Below are 17,421 nucleotides of genomic sequence, written 5' to 3'. Positions count from 1 at the left end.
CTCGCACGTCGCGAGGGCCTTTCTATATTCAATCCGTCGCAGCGCTTGGATCAGAGACCGGTCACGCGGTGATCCGCATAGATCTCGATCAGCTTAGCCACTGCCGCTTCTGGCGCCAGCTCTTCGCTTTCACCCGTCCGACGGCTAGTCAGCTCAACGACACCGTTTTTCAACCCACGTGGACCTACGGTGATGCGCCATGGCAGACCAATCAGATCCATAGTGGCAAACTTTCCACCCGCGCGTTCTTTGCGGTCGTCATACAGCGGCTCCAGCCCCGCGCCCACCAGCGCCTTTTCCAGCGCCTCACAAGCCGCATCGGCCTCCGCGTCGCCTTGCTTCAGGTTCACAATACCGGCGTGGAACGGGGTGACCCCTTCCGGCCAGATGATGCCGTTGTCGTCGTGGTTGGCTTCGATGATCGCGCCCAACAGACGGCTCACGCCAATGCCGTGGCTGCCCATGTGCACAGAAACTTTCTCACCTTCGGCAGTCTGCACCTGTGCGCCCAGCGCGTCGGAGTACTTGGTGCCAAAATAGAAGATCTGCCCGACTTCGATGCCCCGCGCGGTGCGACGGCGCTCTTCAGGCACCTCGTTAAACAACGCTTCGTCATGCGTTTCATCAGTGCGTGCGTATTTGGTGGTGAACTCCTCCAAAACGCCCTGACACTGCTCAACGCTGTCATAATCAATCTCGCGGTCGCCAAAGGTCAGGTCAGTTACTGCGGAATCGTAGAACACCTCCGACTCACCGGTTTCGGCCAGCACCAGGAACTCATGGGTATAGTCGCCCCCAATAGGCCCACCATCCGCGCGCATCGGGATCGCCTGAAGCCCCATACGTTCATAGGTGCGCAGGTAGCTCACCAGGTGGCGGTTGTACGCGTGCAGCGCGTCTTCTTTGCTCAGATCGAAGTTATAGCCGTCTTTCATGTAGAATTCGCGGCCCCGCATCACACCAAAACGCGGACGGATCTCGTCGCGGAATTTCCACTGAATCTGATACATGGTCAGCGGCAAGTCTTTGTAAGAGCTGACATTGCTGCGGAAAATATCGGTGATTAGCTCTTCTGCGGTGGGCGTGTAGAGCATGTCCCGATCGTGGCGATCCTTGATGCGCAGCATTTCTTCGCCGTAGGCATCATACCGCCCGCTCTCTTTCCAAAGCTCCGCCGACTGCAGCGTTGGCATCTGCATCGGAATGTGGCCCGCGCGGATCTGCTCTTCGTGCACAATATTCTCGATTTTGCGCAGCACTTTGAAGCCCAGCGGCAACCAGGAATAAATCCCCGCGCTGGACTGTTTGATCATGCCTGCACGCAGCATCAAACGGTGGCTGACAATCTGTGCATCTGCAGGGGTTTCCTTCAGCACAGGCAGAAAATAGCGGGACAGGCGCATCGGCACTCACTCTCTCGGCTTGGGCTGCCCACGTATGGAACAGCCGTCTCAAAACATCTGCCTTGGGCTAGCCCAATCAGGCTGGCGAGGCAAGCCATGCAGCGTGATCAAGATGGGCTTGACCTCCTGGCCACCAATCGGAAGATTTACAAACCCACCCGCGAAGCGAAAAAGAATTTACAATGGCACACGATAAATTAGGCCGCTGTTAACGCTTTTGCCTTTTGATCAAACTTGGGAGGGGCGCTCTTTGCGTTCGCTTGGGAACTTTACATTCCGTGTTTTGGTCGACAGGCAGGCCACATCACGGTGCAGATCTCGCAGCGATGACTTCTGCGCCCCTTCTGATTGGTAACAAGTGAGCTGGACTATGAACACTTCGGTGGCATCAAGAATTGATCCCAAACCCGCAGATGACGGGCTGTTGACGGACCTCGGACTTGTCGACGCAGAGTTCGAGTCGGCATTTGACAATCTGACCTGCCTCACCCGCACTGTGATGAACGTGCCGGTGGCGATGGTATCCATTGTTCAACCCAGCCGCGACCGACAGTATTTCAAAAGCCATCTCGGCCTGCCGGAACCCTGGGCCACCGCGCGTCAAACCCCGCTCAGCCATTCTTTTTGCCAACACGTCCGCGCCAGCGACCAGCCACTTGTTGTGGCAAACGCGCGCGAACATCCGGTGCTCAAACACAATGGCGCAGTGGATGCGCTCAACATCATTGCCTACCTCGGCATGCCGATCAGCCTACCGGACGGCACCTGCATCGGCGCCTTATGCGCCATCGACGACACACCGCGCGATTGGAGCCGGGAGGAACAGCAAAAGCTGCACCAACTTGCCCTGTGCGTGAACGAGCAGATCGCGCTAAAGCACGCGCTTCGCGCCGCCGAAATTGCAAAATCCGAGGCCGAGGAGGCTGCCCGCGCGCGCGAGGACTTTCTCGCACATATGGCCCATGAGATTCGCACGCCTCTTAACGGCATCATCGGATCTATGGACCTACTCTCAGCAGAACTGGAGGACGCTCCTCTGGGCGACGCCATACCAGAACTGCTGCAAACCATGGACAGCTCCACGCAGGGATTGCTGCGCACGCTGAACGATTCTCTTGACCTCAGCAAAATCGACGCCGGAAAACTCGATCTGGAAAAACGCCCGTTTGATCTGCGCGCCGCTGTGGTGGATGTGATCGCCCTGCACCGCGCCTCGGCAGAGTGCAAAGGGGTCAAATTGGTGGTCGAGGCCAGCGACACCGAAAACGGCGCCCCCCGTCTGGGGGACGAGTTCCGCCTGCGCCAGGTGTTGGGCAACCTGCTGAGCAACGCGGTGAAGTTCACTGACAGCGGCACCATTCACGTGTCTTTGGAAGCCAAACCGGATACGATCAGCGCAACGGTCACCGATTCCGGCTGCGGCATGAGTGCCGAGCAACTGTCTGAAGTCTTCTCCGCTTATGCGCAGGCCGACACCACCGTCGCCCGCCGCAAAGGCGGCACGGGACTGGGCCTACCGATTGTGCAACGTCTGATCACCCTGATGCAGGGGCAGATCGAAGTCGACAGCGCGCCAGGCAAAGGCACCACCTTCACAACTTGGGTGCCGATGCCCGTGGCACACGAAGTTAATGAAAAAGACCTGCGCCATGCCAAAATGGCCAATGCCTTTGCGGGTCAGCGCACCCTTGTCGCCGACGACAGCCCGGTGAATCGCATGGTTTTGTCCCGTATGCTCGAAAGCATGGGGGCGGAAGTTGTCTGCGTCTCCAACGGCAACGCAGCTCTTCAGGCCGCTTTGTCGGAGACTTTTGACGCCCTGTTTATTGACATCCGCATGCCTGACATGACCGGAGACCAAATCGCCCGCACATTGCGCGCCAGAGACGACGATGCGGCCCAGCCCAGGATGGTCGCCGTCACCGCCAATGTCTTCCCGGAACACATCGCCAGCTATCTGGATGCAGGCTTTGACCATTGCCTAGCCAAGCCGATCCGGCGCGCGGATCTCTGCGCATTAACCACACGCTAACACGCCAACGACGTCAAAGGCTTGCAACCCTTGTCCGCTTGCGCGATCACTATGCGCAACGCGACAGACCGGAGTGCAGCGCTTATGGCCCTTCCCGCCCACAAACAGTTTCAGTTCTGGGGAATTTTTGTAGTTGTCTTTGCCGTTGTGCTTTGGGCGCTTGGCGATGTTTTGCTGCCTTTTGTTCTGGGCGGCGCCATCGCCTACTTCCTCGACCCGCTGGCCGACAAGCTGGAGGCCAAAGGCCTGTCCCGCGCCGCCTCTACAACTGTCATCACACTCTTCGGCGTATTGATTTTTGTGATCGGCATCCTTGCGATCATCCCATCCCTGATCCAGCAAACCGAGGAGCTGGTGAAAATTCTGCCCGAGGCCTTTGCCCAACTGCGTGCCTTTGTTGCGGAACGCTTCCCAAGCCTGTTGCAGCCGGACTCGATGATGCACCAATCGCTGCAAAAGGTTGGTGACTTCCTGCAGGAACGTGGCGGGGATTTTGTCCAAACGGCCCTCAGCTCCGCAGCGTCGCTCATCAATGTGGTCGTCCTGCTGGTGATTGTACCGGTTGTGGCCTTCTATCTTCTTTTGGATTGGGACCGTATGGTGGCCGAAGTGGACTCGCTCCTGCCCCGCGACCACGCCCCCACCATCCGCCGCCTGGCAAAAGACATCGACAAAACCCTGGCCTCCTTTGTGCGCGGCATGGGCACTGTCTGCCTGATCCTTGGCACCTACTACGCTGTGGCGCTTATCATTGTGGGGCTGAACTTTGGCCTTGTGGTGGGCTTCATCGCAGGTCTTGTGACCTTCATCCCCTACCTGGGCGCCCTCATCGGCGGCGCCCTGGCCATTGGCCTCGCGCTCTTCCAGTTCTGGGGAGACTGGCTGCAGATTGGCCTTGTTGCGGCAATCTTTGCCACCGGCCAAATGATCGAAGGCAATGTTCTCACGCCAAAACTGGTTGGCAAATCCGTGGGCCTGCACCCGGTGTGGCTGTTGTTGGCCTTGTCGGTCTTTGGCGCGCTGTTCGGCTTTGTCGGCATGTTGGTTGCCGTTCCAGTCGCCGCAGCACTCGGAGTGCTTGCACGTTTTGTCACCGGACAATACATGTCCTCCACGCTCTACAAAGGGCGCAGCGAGACCGACCAAGCAAGCGCACAGGACGCCGAATAACTCCACATGGCTGAGCAGCTGAACTTCGACCTGCCCGTCCGGGCAGCCCTTGGGCGTGATGATTTCTTTGTCAGCCCGGCCAATGCCATGGCGCTTGGCTTAGTGGATCTGTGGCCGAATTGGGCAGGTGGCAAATTGGTGTTGTCCGGCCCAGCAGGCGCAGGCAAAACCCACCTCACACAAGTTTGGGCAGCGCTAGCAAACGCACAAGTTGTGTCGGCCGCCGACCTCACCAAAGACGATGTGCCCGGTTTGGCAAAAACGCCCGTCGCGGTGGAAGACGTGCATCTGATCGCCAACGCCCCGGAAACACAAACCGCCCTGTTCCACCTGCACAACCTGACCCTGGCCGAGGGCAACACGCTCCTGCTCACCGGCGTGGGCGCACCGCTGCAATGGGGATTGACCCTGCCCGACCTGCTATCGCGCATGCAAGGCACCACCGTCGCCACGTTGGACCAACCCGACGACGTGCTGCTGATGGCGGTAATGGCCAAACAATTTGGCGACCGGCAGTTGATGCCCACCCCCGACGTGCTGAGCTATATCGCCAAAAACATGGACCGCAGCTTTGCGAACGTCGCCCATGTTGTCGAAGCCCTTGATCAGCTGTCTCTCAGCGAAAAACGCCCTATCACCAAGGCCCTTGCCAAACGGGTTCTGGAGCGGGACTGATCCCACCCGCGACACCCTGCCCTGCGCAGCTCTCTGGACCCTCCGCACTTTCCCGCCTAAAGTCATCTTCTCGTTACCTGCCAATGGCATGAGAGTGACATGACCCAAGCTGACTTTTTGAAATCCGATTTCCCCGAACCCGTCGCATTGCCCGATCTGGACCCCAGCGGCCCGGACCGTTTCTTCAACCGCGAATTGAGCTGGCTCAGCTTCAACTGGCGTGTGCTGGAAGAAAGCGAAAACCCGCGCGTGCCTCTGCTGGAACGCCTGCGGTTCCTGTCGATCTCTGCCACCAACCTGGACGAATTTTATACCGTCCGCGTTGCCGGTCTGCGCGAGTTGGTCCGCGAAGGCCACAACAATCCGGCACAGGACGGCCTGTCGCCGGCCGAACAACTGGTCCTGATCAACGCCGACGCTCGCAACCTGCTGCAAGAACAGCAGCGCATGTTCAACAGCCTGCGTGACGAGCTCAAAACCCAAGACATCCACATCCTGCAACGCGATGCGCTCACCGACGAAGACCGCGACTTCCTGGCAGATGTCTTCATGAACCGCGTGTTCCCGATGTTGTCGCCGCTGGCCATCGACCCGGCGCATCCCTTCCCGTTTATCCCGAACACCGGTTTCTCGTTGGCGCTGCAACTGGAACGCAAAAAAAACAAACGCAGCCTCAAGGCGCTTTTGCCGATCCCCCACCAGATCGACCGCTTTGTCTTCCTGCCCTCCCCGGACGGCACCCTGCGCGCCCTGCCGCTCGAAGAACTTCTGATCTTGCATCTGGACAGCGTCTTCCCCGGCTACAAAGCCAAAGGCCACTGCGCCTTCCGCGTTTTGCGCGACAGTGATCTGGAGGTCGAAGACGAAGCCGAGGACCTCGTGCGTGAATTTGAAGTGGCCCTCAAACGCCGCCGTCGCGGCGAAGTGGTGCGCCTGAAAATCACCGCAGATGCGCCGTCCAGCCTGAAAAAGCTGATCATGGAAGAGCTGGAGGTCACCGGCGACGAAGTGGTCGACATCGACGGCATGATTGGCCTCGCTGACCTCAAGGAAATGGTTGTGGACACCCGTCCAGACCTGCTGTGGCCGTCTTTTGCGCCGCGTGTGCCAGAACGGGTGCAGGACTTTGACGGCGATATGTTTGCCGCGATCCAGCAGAAAGACATGCTGCTGCACCACCCCTACGAGACTTTCGACATGGTGGTGCGCTTCCTGCAACAGGCCGCACGCGACCCCAACGTAGTCGCGATCAAACAGACACTGTACCGCACGTCCAAAGACTCTCCTATCGTCAGCGCCTTGTGCGAGGCCGCCGAAGACGGCAAGTCCGTCACCGCTCTGGTCGAGCTGAAAGCCCGTTTCGACGAAGCTGCCAACATCCGCCAATCCCGCCGATTGGAACGCGCGGGGGCGCATGTGGTTTATGGTTTCCTCGATTTGAAAACCCATGCTAAAATCTCTACCGTTGTGCGCCGCGAAGGTGACAAGCTGGTGACCTATACCCACTACGGCACCGGCAACTATCACCCAATCACGGCCAAAATTTATACCGACGTCAGCCTCTTCACCTGTGATGCGGCCCTGGGGCGCGACGCCAACCGCGTGTTCAACTATCTCTCAGGTTACGTCGAACCCGACACGCTCGAAAATCTCGCGATTTCGCCCATCAGCCTAAAGCCAAAGCTGTTGGAACTGATCGCGCAGGAAGCTGAAAACGCCCGTGCAGGCAAACCCGCAGCAATCTGGGCCAAGATGAACTCGTTGGTTGAAGCCGAAGTCATCGACGCGCTTTATACCGCCTCCGAGGCCGGCGTGAAAATCTCCTTGGTCGTACGCGGCATCTGTTGCCTGCGTCCGGGCATCAAAGGCCTGTCTGAGAACATCCGCGTGAAATCCGTAGTTGGACGCTTCCTCGAACACTCACGATTGGTTTGTTTTGCCAATGGTCAAGACCTGCCCAACAAAAAGGCGCGGGTCTTCATGTCATCGGCTGACTGGATGGGCCGCAACCTCAACCGTCGCGTGGAAACACTGGTAGAGGTTAAAAACGCCACGGTAAAAGCGCAGATCATGTCCCAAGTGATGGCCGCCAATATGGCCGATGTGGCGCAGAGCTGGGTGATGAACGCCGATGGCAGCTTTGACCGCACGCCGGTCCCCGAAGGCGAATTTGCCTTCAACTGCCACCGCTTCTTTATGGAGAACCCCTCGCTCTCCGGTCGTGGCTCCGCTGGCGCCTCCGATGTGCCGAAATTGACCCATACGGATGATTGACCCAACGCCCGTCGTGGCGCAAAATTGCGCCGCGATACCATACTGTACCTGACGTAAGACGACCCCATGCCCCACGACCCGCAGCAGGACCACAGCCTGTTTGAACGCCCGATTTTCGAAGACTTCGAGGCCCGCGCCCTGTCACGTGTTGGCGTGGTGGATGTGGGCTCCAACTCCGTGCGTTTGGTGGTGTTTGACGGCGCCGCGCGCAGCCCGGCCTATTTCTACAACGAGAAAATCATGTGTGCCCTGGGCGCAGGCATCGCCGAAACCGGCATGCTCAACCCGACCGGCCGCGAACGCGCGTTGGCAGCGTTGTCGCGGTTTGCCCGCCTGGCCGACTCAATGCGTCTGAACGGCCTCACCGCCGTCGCAACTGCTGCTGTGCGCGAAGCCACCGACGGCCCGGATTTCTGCGCCGAAGTACTGGCCAAAACCGGCGTGCATATCCATGTGATTGACGGCGCCGAAGAGGCCCGCCTTTCCGCCCAAGGCGTACTCACCGGTTGGCCCGGTGCCTATGGCCTGATCTGTGACATCGGCGGCGCCTCCATGGAGTTGGCCGAAATCAACGACGGTCAGGTCGGCAAACGCGTGACCTCTTCGCTTGGCCCGCTCAAACTGCGCGATGTGAAAGGCGGCAAAAAAGGCCGCCGCGACTTCATCAACAACACGCTGGATGACCTCTATCAACAGATGGGCAACCAGCGAAATCGTCTGTTCCTCGTCGGCGGCTCTTGGCGCGCCATCGCCCGCATCGACATGGAACGCCGCGGCTATCCGCTCAAAGTGCTGCACGAATACCGCATGACCGCCACCTCGGTCCGCGACACTGCCCGCTACATTCAGGAACACGACCCGGATGAGCTACGCGGTCGCTGCGGTGTGTCCAGCTCTCGCATGGCGCTGGTACCCCTAGCCATCGAAGTGCTCAAAGGTGTGCTGCGCCGCTTCAAACCGCATGACATCGCGATCAGTTCCTACGGCATCCGCGAAGGCGTGCTCTACGAGCAAATGCCGGATCGGATTCGCGAACGCGACCCGTTGATCGAAGCCTGCCGTTTTATGGAAGCCAAAGACGCCCGCATTCCGGGCTTTGGCAAATCGCTCTACAAATTCATCTTCCCAATCTTCAAATCCGCCAAGCCGGAACAACTGCGCCTGATCAAAGCCGCCTGTTACCTGCATGATGTCAGCTGGCGTGCCCATCCAGACTATCGCGCAGAAACCGTGTTTGACAGCACCACCCGCGCTAACCTCGGCGGGCTCAAACATGCCGAGCGTGTGTTCCTGGGCCTGTCCCTGTTGCACCGCTACCGCAACAAATCCGAAGGCACCCGGTTTGAGGAGTTGGCACAACTTCTCAGTGACAAGGAGCGCCATCAAGCCGAAGTGATCGGCAAGGCCATGCGCTTTGGCGCGATGTTGTGGCAGCAGGATCGTGACAACATGGGCACCTTGAAATACCACCCCAAAAAGGCTGAGTTGCACCTCAAACTACCCGCTAGCACGGGGCCCCTTTATGGCGAAGTAGCCGAAGCCCGCTTCAACGCGCTGGCCAATGCCCTCGGCGCAACCAGCAGCGTGCGCTTGAAAGACTAACGCTCAGACGCCGTCCTTCGGGGGGCTTCTTCTTGCCCCAAATATCCTAGGGATGTCACACCTGTGTGACTGGGGCAAAGCCCCCTATGCCCCTCTCACAGCTCGATGCCACCAGTGGCCTCATCCTCCTGAGGCTGACCCATCTCTTCCGGTGTTTTCTTGCGCATGATGATGTCACCATTGGGCAGCATTTCCGGCGCGTGATAGCTGCTCCAGTCCTCCACCTTGGAAAACACCGCGCCAAGCTTTGGCCCCATCTCTTCCAGAAAGCCCTGCAATCCCGGACCGATCTCCTCCATCATTGCCGTGAACCCATCCAGGGTTGGCGCAATCTCGTCCTGAAGCCCTTTGAAAAACAGCTCCATGCCTTCGGCCATCAAACTGCGACCACTTTCTTCTTCAGCAGAGGCACCAGCGGCGGACAGACACAGCCCCACACTCAGAACGCAGGCTTTTAAGGTTTTCATGGGGCACCCTCCCAAACAGCTCAAATATCGATGTCCAAAACCACCGGAAAGTGGTCTGACGCCGTTAACAACGCATTGCGCAACTCCGGCACGTCCCAGCATGTATGATCTTCAAACGGATGCCAAATCCGCCAGCGCGGGTTTGCCGATCGCAGTTTTTCCGAGACCATAATGTAATCCAACAGCGCATTCAGATATCGCCCCTCGCGCTCGATGTGAAACCGCGCCGTGGTCGGCTGCGCCGCGAGCTTATGGCGCAGCGCCATTTCCGCGTGCGGGTCATACATGCGGGGACTGCTATTACTGCCCAGCAAAATCTCCACGGATGACCGCCCAAACAGGTCCTCAAACGTGTCCAACCCCGGCCCGTCATTCAGATCCCCAAGCAGGATCACATCCTCGCCTGCCGCCAGTTCTTCATCGATCCGCCGTCGCAGCCAAATCGCCTGTGCCAGCTGCTTACGACGGTTGGCTATGGAGAGTTTCATCACCTCATCACGGTTGCGCGCGCCATGCGGCGCCTTGGATTTCAGATGCGCCCCGATCAGTCGTAACCTGCGCCCCCTTGCAGTGGTCACATCCAGTTCCAAAGGCGGCTTGGAAAACACCACCAAATCCTCTTTCGCATCCACATCCAGATCCAACCGCAACGTGCCATCAAACCGGGGCGCGCCATTGGCGCCCTCCTGCCCGGTTGACACGCCGCGCGGATCATGCACTGGCGTGAGCGCTTCCGGGTCATACAGCAACGCGATTTCCTGCTGTGTGGTATTGGCAAAACCCAGCAAGGCCTTGTTCGCCCGCAATTCAAAGGCCGCAGCAAACCGCTCCAGCGCCAAAACCGTATCACGCTTGCTGCCTTGATCCGGCGCTTCAACCACCATCACCGCATCCGCATCCAAGGCGGTGAACACCGTGCCCACAGCCTCAATCTGCTGCGCCCGTGTCACACCCTGACGACCTGACCAGCCGTCATCCATAAGCAACTGATTTTGATCATCAAACAGACTTGAGAACCACTCCACGTTATACGTGGCAATCCGCATCACGCCGCCTCGTTGATCTGATCCCAGGCACGATTGATATCAATCATGCGTTTCTCGGCAATCTTGACCGCCTCTTCCGGCACGCCGCGCGCAATCATCGCATCCGGGTGGGTTTCCCGCACCAGACGACGCCATTCTTTGCGGATATCTTCCATCGGCATGTCCGGCGTCACGCCAAGCACCGTGTAAGGGTCCGCCTCCGCATCTGGCACAAAGCGGGCCCGCATGGCTTTGAACGCATGATCCTCAACCCCGAGAATTTCTGCCACCCGCGCAAGGAAGGCATCCTCGTTGGGGTGATACTCCCCATCCGCCACCGCGATGTGAAACAGGCCTTCCATCAGGTCATCCGGCCGCCCGTGCACTGCGCCAAACATACCTTTGATGCGCGTGGCATATTCCTCAAAACCCGCAACATCCTGCCGCGCCATATTAAAGACCTTGGCCGCATTGGCCTCGTCTTTCTGGGCGATCTGGAACACCTCGCGAAAGGCCGTGACCTCATCCCGCGTCACCAATCCATCCGCCTTGGCCATCTTCGCGCCCAGCGCGATCACGGCAATGGTGAACGCCACCGAGCGCTCTGGCGGCGCGCGCAGGTGATCAAACACCGTGGAGAGCGACTCGCCCTGGCTGAGTGCGGACAAAGCTTGGGATATGCGGGACCAAATCGACATGGCGTCACCTTAGCGCTTCTTTGCGGAATGGCTAGTGCCGCATCACAGCAATTTCTGCAACAGAACCAAGTCCATCCAACGATCAAACTTGCGCCCCACCTGAGGCATCCGCCCAACCTCGACAAAGCCCATTGCCTTGTGAAAAGCAATGCCACCGCCGTTTTCCCCACCGACACCGGCCACCAACACATGCACGCCCCGTGCCTTGGCTTCGACTTCCAACTTTGCCATCAATGCTCGCCCAATGCCCGTGCCGCGAGCAGCTTCGGCCAAATAGATCGTGTGCTCCATGGTCAGGGCATAGCCCGGCCCGCCACGAAAGGGCCCAAAGGTGGCAAATCCCACAACGGCACCCGCGTCTTCTGCCACCAGAAAGACCACCTCCGACGCGATGGCTGCTTTGATCGCCCCAAGCTCTTTCTCGATGGTATTAAACGTGCTGACCCCGTCGCGAATTTCGCGGTTCCAAATTGCCGCTATCGCCTCGGCATCCGCCGCAGTGGCATCACGCAGGATCACCGCAAAACCCGTTGTCCATGTGGCGTGTCAAAAGTGGCCTGCAACGCAGGCTCCCCCGCCACAAACACCACCCGCGGATCATTAAACCCAACATGGGCGGCCAACTCCGCGTGCTCGGGATGTGCGACCTCCAGCCGTGTCAAAGCCACGCCGGATGGAGCCAGAATTTCCGCAGGCGTCACCGCCACATCCCACTGGATCAACGCCGGAAAACGGTTGTCGTAAGCCAACACACCACTGTCCGGCACCGCCATCCGCCAACGCAGATCGCCGCGTGTCAGGTGCACCACCTTGCCCGCGTCCACATCCAGGCGCGCCAGTTCCGCATCCATATCATCGGTCCGGCAAATCCAATTCCCCAACCGAGGTGCCCCTTGCAACCGGTCCAAGTCAAACCAGCGCGGATAGGGCAAATCGCCCGCCGCCGGATTGGCTGCAATCGCTTCCAGGTAAATGCCGTCCGCTAACCCAATCAACTGATTGTGCGTGCCAAAATGCGCATGCTCGCCGCCCGGTCCCATTTCGACGCCCAACGCCTCTTCCACATATGCCACCGCCTCAGCCAGCGTTTCCCCGGCCACCGCCAAATGATCCAACGTCAACATATCGCGCCTCCTGTTTGTGGGCAGAAAAACCCAAACCTCTGTGAAGCACAACGCAAAATGCCCTTATCGTCACCCCCATTCCCAAGCGACAACCCGCCAAGACAATTGCCCCTATCTTCCGCTTGCGTATCCACTAGGGTATCACCAGTCGAAGTCACCGGACCATCTCAGCCAAGTCAGAGCCGCGCGTCCGCAGTATAGGGAGTGTTATGTCCGTCTTTTTGCGTAGCGTCGGAGCGGCCTTGCTTGCCACCATAGTGGGCAGCCCCGCGTGGGCCCAGGAGTCCACCCCCAAACAACTGTCTTTGGAACTCAACTCGGTTCAGGATGTTCAGGGCGCGTGCCGGTTCACCTTTGTGGCCAACAACGCCACTGGCATCGCCATAGACAAGGCCGTGTTTGAAACCGTGATCTTTGACACCGACGGCGCAGTGGTGCGCCTGTCCTTGTTTGATTTCCGCGACCTGCCGGCCGATCGCCCGCGTGTACGCCAGTTTGACGTGCCAGCCACAACCTGTGACGGCATTGGTCAAACCCTGATCAATGGAACAAACACCTGCACCGTAAATGGTGCCCAAAGTGACATTTGCAGCGACGGGCTCACGCTCAGCAGCCGTATCACCATAAAACTACTGGGATAAGACAATGACTGGTTTGCGCGATGTGGTGGCCCTTGGCGGGCCAGTGGTGGCAATTCTCTTGGTGATGTCGGTGCTGACCGTTGCGGTCACCATCTACAAACTCTGGCAATTTGCCGCCTCCGGCGTCGGGCGACACAAGGTCCTGTCCGATGCGCTCGCCGCCTGGGATGCTGGTGATCCTCAAGCCGCCCAAACGCGGCTTTTGCAAAGCCGAAGCTATCTGGCACCGTTTATCCAAACGGCGCTGGAGACGCCTCCCTCTCAAGCGCTGAGCGACCGGCTGGATGCAGAAGCAGGCCTCGCCTTGGCCCGGTTGGAACGCGGCTTTCGCCTGCTGGACACCATAGCCCAACTCGCGCCCCTTCTGGGCCTGTTTGGCACAGTTCTGGGCATGATCGAAGCCTTTCAAAATCTGCAAACCGCAGGCGCCGCAGTGGACCCATCCTTGCTCGCAGGCGGCATCTGGGTGGCGCTGGTCACCACCGCTGTCGGACTGGCAGTAGCCATGCCGACATCGATGATCCTGTCTTGGCTCGAAAGCCGCACGTCCCGAGAGCGCGTCTTTGCCGACAAAGCTCTGCGCACCGTCCTTATGCCACACGAGACCCACCAGTCCGCTCCGATGGCGGCTCAGGACCATGCGTAACCTCGCGCCATTTGTGCGCCGCCCTTTGGCTCTCACGCCGTTGATCGACGTGATTTTTCTGCTGTTGTTGTTCTTCATGCTAACTTCAACATTTTCAACATTTGGCGAAATCGAACTCAGCAACGCCCGCAAAGGCAGCGGCACGGTGGACAGCGCGCAACAACGTTACTTTGTCCAATTGGGCCCGGACCGGCTGACCCTCAACGGGCAACCCACCACAATGGACGACTTGCTTGCCGCGCTAGAGCCCGGCCAAGTTCTGGTCAGCCTGGATGACGCCACAACCGCGCAGCGGCTGGTGGACCTGCTGCAAAGCTTGCGGTCGCGCGATGACCTGAACGTGTTGGTGCTGGAGTGAGCGGATGATCCGGCAAACCAACATTCGCAAAAAACGCGACTCCACCATTCCGCTCATCAACATTGTCTTTTTGATGTTGGTTTTCTTCCTGATTGCCGGAACCGTCGCCGCACCGCTCGATCACGACCTGAAACTGGTGCAAACCCAAGACCTTGAAGGCCGAGAGCCACCGGACGCCTTGGTCTTACATGTCGATGGCCGCCTCACTTTTCGCGGGCAACAAACGACGCCAGAGGCTTACTTGGAGAGCAACAGCACCGGACCAACCCGAATTGTCCCGGATCGCGACGTCGCCGCGCAACGGCTGATGGCGGTGACTGGCGCTTTGCGCCGCGCCGGTGCCACCTCTGTGATCCTGGTGACAGAACGAGCCCTGCCGTGATCCGTCGCTCCATTCTGATCGCAGCCATCGCGCTGCTGGTGTCCCTGGGACTACACTTGACCGGTCTTGGCTTTGTGGTGCGCATTGAACGAATCCCGCCCCCAGAGGAGGTGCGCAGCGACGTTGTTGCGCTCGGCAACAGCTTTGCGGACATCGCGGACCAACTGGACGCTCCTGAGGAACCGGACCCGTTGCCAGAGCCGGAACAGCCAGAAACGGTCGCGCCGGTCCAGCCCCCGACTGAGGCAGACGTACCGGACACCGAGGTGCTGGTCGCTTCCGAAAACCCGCAAGACACCTACGCGCCGGACACCGGCACAGCCCAAACTGTCGAGCCGGTGCCTCTTGCCGGTAACCAAGGCGATTTTACCCCCGAACCGGACATCACCGAGCCGACCTCGGCTCCAGACGATGTGACTCCTGTGCCGCCTCAAGACAACACGCCAGCTTCGCTCGGCACAGACACAGAGCTTCAGGAAACGGACACACCTGAAACAGCACCAAGCCCCGAAACCGAGATCGAGCCGCCCGTAGCGCCGGAGCAAGAAGTCATCGCGTCCCTGCCGGAAAGTCTGACACCCATCGTGCCTGTCACGCCACTCTCTGAGCCAGAAATCACCGCAGAGCCGGAAGACAACACGGCGGAAACCGCCCCACAGCCCCTGTTCCCCGGCCTCCGCAACGGTTTTGACAACCTGCGCAACCCGTCCCAAACCCTTGAATCGCCTTTGGAAGCCTTCCGCAGAGAAGGTGCGCAAGCTTCTGTCGGCGGCTTTGGCATCCAGTCCGGCTCCGCCGCAAACTCACGCGGCCCCGGCAATTCGGACACCACCAATTACGCAGGCCGCGTGCTGGTCCACCTCAACCGCACCCGACCCGTTCATGTCAAAGCCAAAGGCTTTGCCCGCGTGTATTTTGAAATTAACCCGGACGGTTCTCTCAACTGGGTAGAGATCATCGACAGCTCCGGCAACTCCGACATCAACCGCGCTGCCCGCGCCCAAATCCAAAGCGCCGTGCCCTTCCCGATCCCGCCCAATGGCACAAGTCGCGCGCTGTCCTTCATGTACAGCTCGCGCTAGGCCAGCGACACGGCCGTTATTCCGCAGAAAATTGGTGCAACTCCGCGAGAGCGACAGCAGGGCTCAGCCTAAAGTTTGGTCAGGCCCAAAAGTTACGTTTCCGATTGCCTTCAAGGCAGCCTCGTAAGAGCGAAAGGCGCCAGTCACGCCCATCGAGCTCACAACCTGCCTTGGCCACCAGTCGGTTGCGTTGGAGCGGTGCGCTCCCACCAAAAACTGCAAAGGGCCGCAGTATAGCACCTGCGGCCTCTTGGTTTTTTGCAATTTCAAATCACTCAGGCAACGCGGTTGACCGAGGCATGGAGCAATTGGCTGGTGTAATCATGCGCGGTGTTTCCGGCACGCATGTCGTCGATGCTGGTGATCTCGACAATCTCGCCATTGCGCATCACTGCGATCTGATCACACATATGCGACACCACCGCCAGATCGTGAGACACCATCACAAAGGTCAGCCCATGTTCGGCGCGCAAATCGCTCAGCAGGTTCAGAATCTCAGCCTGCACCGACACATCCAGCGCCGAGGTCGGTTCATCCAGCAAGAGGATCTTCGGCTCCGAGGCCAAGGCCCGAGCAATCGCCACCCGCTGGCGTTGGCCACCCGACAACTGGTGTGGATAGCGGAACCGGAACGCCGGGCCCAGCCCAACATCCTTTAGCAGCGCTTCGATGCGGTCATTGATCTCGCTGAACCCGTGCAGCTTCAGCGTTTCAGACAGCACCTGATCCACCGATTGCCGCGGATGCAGCGAGGCATAGGGGTCCTGGAACACCATCTGCACGGTCTTATAGAAGCTACGATCCCGATTCAGGTCCAGCGGCTGCCCGGCAACCGTCATTTCTCCCTCCCACTGAGGGGCAAGACCTGTCAGCGCCTTCAAGATCGTCGACTTGCCCGACCCGCTTTCGCCGACCAACCCAAAGCTGCTGCCCTGCTCCACCGTAAAGCTGGCCGATTTCACCGCTTGAAACAGGTCATGATGATCACCGAAGTAAACACTCAGATCCTTGATCTCCAACGCGTTTTTCATGATGTGCTCTCCACGCTGGGGGCATCACGCCAGGCTGGATCTCGGTTCAGAACCTCCAGCCGTGGACGTGGTGCGTCAAATTTAGGCAAGGAGCCAAGCAGCCCCTGAGTATAGGGGTGTTTGGCCTCATGTAATTTGTCCGCCTGACAGACCTCAACCACGCGTCCGGCATACATGATCAGCACCCGGTCACAGAATTGCGACACAAGGTTCAAGTCGTGGCTGATGAAGATCAGCCCCATGCCACGCTCCTTGACCAGCCGATCCATGATCGACAGCACCTGCCCCTGCACCGACACATCCAGGGCCGATGTCGGTTCATCCGCAATCAGGATTTCCGGGTTCGGGATCAGCATCATGGCAATCATGATACGCTGCCCCATGCCACCCGACAACTCATGCGGATAGGCCTTCATCACCCGTTCAGGATCCCGGATCGAAACCGCCTCCAACATCTCCAGCGCTTTGGCGCGGGCCTCGGCTTTGCTGGCTTTGTTATGCAGCCGGTAGGCTTCCACAATCTGATCACCCACAGTCAGCACCGGGTTCAGCGAAAACTTGGGGTCCTGCATCACCATTGAGATCTGTTTGCCACGCACACTGCGCATCTGCTTTTCGCTCAGATCCAGCAGGTTCTGATCATGCAGCGCAATGTGATCGGCCTCGATCATGCCGGGTTTGCGGATCAACTGCAGGATGGCCCGCCCGGTCATGGATTTGCCCGAGCCGCTCTCGCCGACAATCCCCAACCGTTCCTTGCCCAGCGAGAAGCTGACACCGCGCACCGCATCAAAGACACCGTTGCGGGTCG

17 protein-coding genes and 1 pseudogene are annotated in these 17,421 nt (G+C 59.1%); 10 read left to right on the top strand and 8 right to left on the bottom strand.

What is annotated here, in order from left to right; all coding sequences use genetic code 11:
- Positions 1–50 precede the first annotated feature (50 nt).
- Positions 51–1,403, bottom strand: a complete 1,353-nt coding sequence (gene proS, locus SIB92_RS01300) for a proline--tRNA ligase (protein WP_412554116.1) — start codon at positions 1,401–1,403, stop codon at positions 51–53.
- Between the two features lie 370 nt (positions 1,404–1,773).
- On the opposite strand from proS, the gene SIB92_RS01295 reads away from it, so the two are divergent.
- From SIB92_RS01295 to SIB92_RS01275, 5 genes are all read left to right on the top strand, one after another.
- Entirely contained in the window at positions 1,774–3,435 is a 1,662-nt protein-coding gene (locus tag SIB92_RS01295; protein WP_412554115.1) for an ATP-binding protein, read from the top strand.
- A gap of 84 nt (positions 3,436–3,519) precedes the next feature.
- Positions 3,520–4,605, top strand: coding sequence for an AI-2E family transporter (locus tag SIB92_RS01290; RefSeq protein WP_412555783.1), 1,086 nt, complete (start codon positions 3,520–3,522; stop codon positions 4,603–4,605).
- A 6-nt stretch (positions 4,606–4,611) separates the two neighbouring features.
- Complete coding sequence (locus SIB92_RS01285; RefSeq protein WP_412554114.1) at positions 4,612–5,280, top strand: HdaA/DnaA family protein; 669 nt, start codon at positions 4,612–4,614, stop codon at positions 5,278–5,280.
- A gap of 99 nt (positions 5,281–5,379) precedes the next feature.
- Positions 5,380–7,554 (top strand): RNA degradosome polyphosphate kinase, encoded by a 2,175-nt coding sequence (locus SIB92_RS01280; protein WP_412554113.1) that lies wholly within the window; start codon positions 5,380–5,382, stop codon positions 7,552–7,554.
- A 66-nt stretch (positions 7,555–7,620) separates the two neighbouring features.
- Positions 7,621–9,156 (top strand): Ppx/GppA family phosphatase, encoded by a 1,536-nt coding sequence (locus tag SIB92_RS01275; protein WP_412554112.1) that lies wholly within the window; start codon positions 7,621–7,623, stop codon positions 9,154–9,156.
- Positions 9,157–9,251: 95 nt separating this feature from the next.
- Here the strand turns inward: SIB92_RS01275 and SIB92_RS01270 are convergent, their stop codons facing one another.
- The 5 genes from SIB92_RS01270 to SIB92_RS01250 are packed head-to-tail and all read right to left on the bottom strand — an operon-like array spanning position 9,252 to position 12,467.
- The gene (locus SIB92_RS01270; RefSeq protein ID WP_412554111.1) at positions 9,252–9,623 is read right to left on the bottom strand and encodes a hypothetical protein; all 372 of its coding nucleotides are present in this window, start codon (positions 9,621–9,623) and stop codon (positions 9,252–9,254) included.
- 20 nt (positions 9,624–9,643) lie between these two features.
- Positions 9,644–10,669, bottom strand: coding sequence for an endonuclease/exonuclease/phosphatase family protein (locus SIB92_RS01265; protein ID WP_412554110.1), 1,026 nt, complete (start codon positions 10,667–10,669; stop codon positions 9,644–9,646).
- Positions 10,669–11,346, bottom strand: coding sequence for a TerB family tellurite resistance protein (locus tag SIB92_RS01260; RefSeq protein WP_412554109.1), 678 nt, complete (start codon positions 11,344–11,346; stop codon positions 10,669–10,671). Before SIB92_RS01260 ends, SIB92_RS01265 begins: the two co-directional genes overlap by 1 nt.
- A 42-nt stretch (positions 11,347–11,388) precedes the next feature.
- Positions 11,389–11,865: an N-acetyltransferase family protein gene (locus SIB92_RS01255; protein ID WP_412554108.1), complete on the bottom strand. Its 477-nt coding sequence runs from the start codon at positions 11,863–11,865 to the stop codon at positions 11,389–11,391.
- Entirely contained in the window at positions 11,862–12,467 is a 606-nt protein-coding gene (locus SIB92_RS01250; protein WP_412555782.1) for a VOC family protein, read from the bottom strand. Before SIB92_RS01250 ends, SIB92_RS01255 begins: the two co-directional genes overlap by 4 nt.
- A gap of 260 nt (positions 12,468–12,727) precedes the next feature.
- Here SIB92_RS01250 and SIB92_RS01245 point away from each other — a divergent pair, with 260 nt between their 5' ends.
- The 5 genes from SIB92_RS01245 to SIB92_RS01225 are packed head-to-tail and all read left to right on the top strand — an operon-like array spanning position 12,728 to position 15,579.
- Positions 12,728–13,111 (top strand): hypothetical protein, encoded by a 384-nt coding sequence (locus SIB92_RS01245; protein WP_412554107.1) that lies wholly within the window; start codon positions 12,728–12,730, stop codon positions 13,109–13,111.
- A 4-nt stretch (positions 13,112–13,115) separates the two neighbouring features.
- A complete protein-coding gene (locus SIB92_RS01240; RefSeq protein WP_412554106.1) occupies positions 13,116–13,757 on the top strand; it encodes a MotA/TolQ/ExbB proton channel family protein in 642 nt (213 codons plus the stop codon).
- On the top strand, positions 13,750–14,115 hold the full coding sequence (locus SIB92_RS01235) for an ExbD/TolR family protein (RefSeq protein WP_412554105.1): 366 nt from the start codon (positions 13,750–13,752) through the stop codon (positions 14,113–14,115). The genes SIB92_RS01240 and SIB92_RS01235 overlap by 8 nt, the downstream gene beginning before the upstream one ends.
- A 4-nt stretch (positions 14,116–14,119) precedes the next feature.
- Positions 14,120–14,497 carry an ExbD/TolR family protein gene (locus SIB92_RS01230; RefSeq protein ID WP_412554104.1) on the top strand — a complete coding sequence of 126 codons (378 nt, stop codon included), beginning with the start codon at positions 14,120–14,122 and terminating at the stop codon, positions 14,495–14,497.
- Positions 14,494–15,579: a TonB family protein gene (locus tag SIB92_RS01225; protein ID WP_412554103.1), complete on the top strand. Its 1,086-nt coding sequence runs from the start codon at positions 14,494–14,496 to the stop codon at positions 15,577–15,579. Before SIB92_RS01230 ends, SIB92_RS01225 begins: the two co-directional genes overlap by 4 nt.
- Before the next feature lie 275 nt (positions 15,580–15,854).
- On the opposite strand, the gene SIB92_RS01220 is transcribed toward SIB92_RS01225, so the two are convergent.
- Positions 15,855–16,610: an ABC transporter ATP-binding protein gene (locus SIB92_RS01220; RefSeq protein ID WP_412554102.1), complete on the bottom strand. Its 756-nt coding sequence runs from the start codon at positions 16,608–16,610 to the stop codon at positions 15,855–15,857.
- A pseudogene (locus tag SIB92_RS01215) lies at positions 16,607–17,380 on the bottom strand (ABC transporter ATP-binding protein); the annotation flags it as partial. The pseudogene SIB92_RS01215 and the gene SIB92_RS01220, both read right to left, overlap by 4 nt.
- Positions 17,381–17,421: the final 41 nt, after the last annotated feature.

Origin of the sequence: Shimia sp. MIT1388 (genome assembly GCF_047124445.1) — a bacterium.
Taxonomy (GTDB): Bacteria; Pseudomonadota; Alphaproteobacteria; order Rhodobacterales; family Rhodobacteraceae; genus Shimia.
This window is presented reverse-complemented; position numbering and strand designations above follow the sequence as displayed.

Excerpts from the sequence above, each read along its gene's own strand:
- proS (WP_412554116.1), bottom strand. The coding sequence starts at position 1,403 with ATGCGCCTGTCCCGCTATTTTCTGCCTGTGCTGAAGGAAACCCCTGCA.
- SIB92_RS01295 (WP_412554115.1), top strand. The coding sequence starts at position 1,774 with ATGAACACTTCGGTGGCATCAAGAATTGATCCCAAACCCGCAGATGAC.
- SIB92_RS01290 (WP_412555783.1), top strand. The coding sequence starts at position 3,520 with ATGGCCCTTCCCGCCCACAAACAGTTTCAGTTCTGGGGAATTTTTGTA.
- SIB92_RS01285 (WP_412554114.1), top strand. The coding sequence starts at position 4,612 with ATGGCTGAGCAGCTGAACTTCGACCTGCCCGTCCGGGCAGCCCTTGGG.
- SIB92_RS01280 (WP_412554113.1), top strand. The coding sequence starts at position 5,380 with ATGACCCAAGCTGACTTTTTGAAATCCGATTTCCCCGAACCCGTCGCA.
- SIB92_RS01275 (WP_412554112.1), top strand. The coding sequence starts at position 7,621 with ATGCCCCACGACCCGCAGCAGGACCACAGCCTGTTTGAACGCCCGATT.
- SIB92_RS01270 (WP_412554111.1), bottom strand. The coding sequence starts at position 9,623 with ATGAAAACCTTAAAAGCCTGCGTTCTGAGTGTGGGGCTGTGTCTGTCC.
- SIB92_RS01265 (WP_412554110.1), bottom strand. The coding sequence starts at position 10,669 with ATGCGGATTGCCACGTATAACGTGGAGTGGTTCTCAAGTCTGTTTGAT.
- SIB92_RS01260 (WP_412554109.1), bottom strand. The coding sequence starts at position 11,346 with ATGTCGATTTGGTCCCGCATATCCCAAGCTTTGTCCGCACTCAGCCAG.
- SIB92_RS01240 (WP_412554106.1), top strand. The coding sequence starts at position 13,116 with ATGACTGGTTTGCGCGATGTGGTGGCCCTTGGCGGGCCAGTGGTGGCA.
- SIB92_RS01235 (WP_412554105.1), top strand. The coding sequence starts at position 13,750 with ATGCGTAACCTCGCGCCATTTGTGCGCCGCCCTTTGGCTCTCACGCCG.
- SIB92_RS01230 (WP_412554104.1), top strand. The coding sequence starts at position 14,120 with ATGATCCGGCAAACCAACATTCGCAAAAAACGCGACTCCACCATTCCG.
- SIB92_RS01220 (WP_412554102.1), bottom strand. The coding sequence starts at position 16,610 with ATGAAAAACGCGTTGGAGATCAAGGATCTGAGTGTTTACTTCGGTGAT.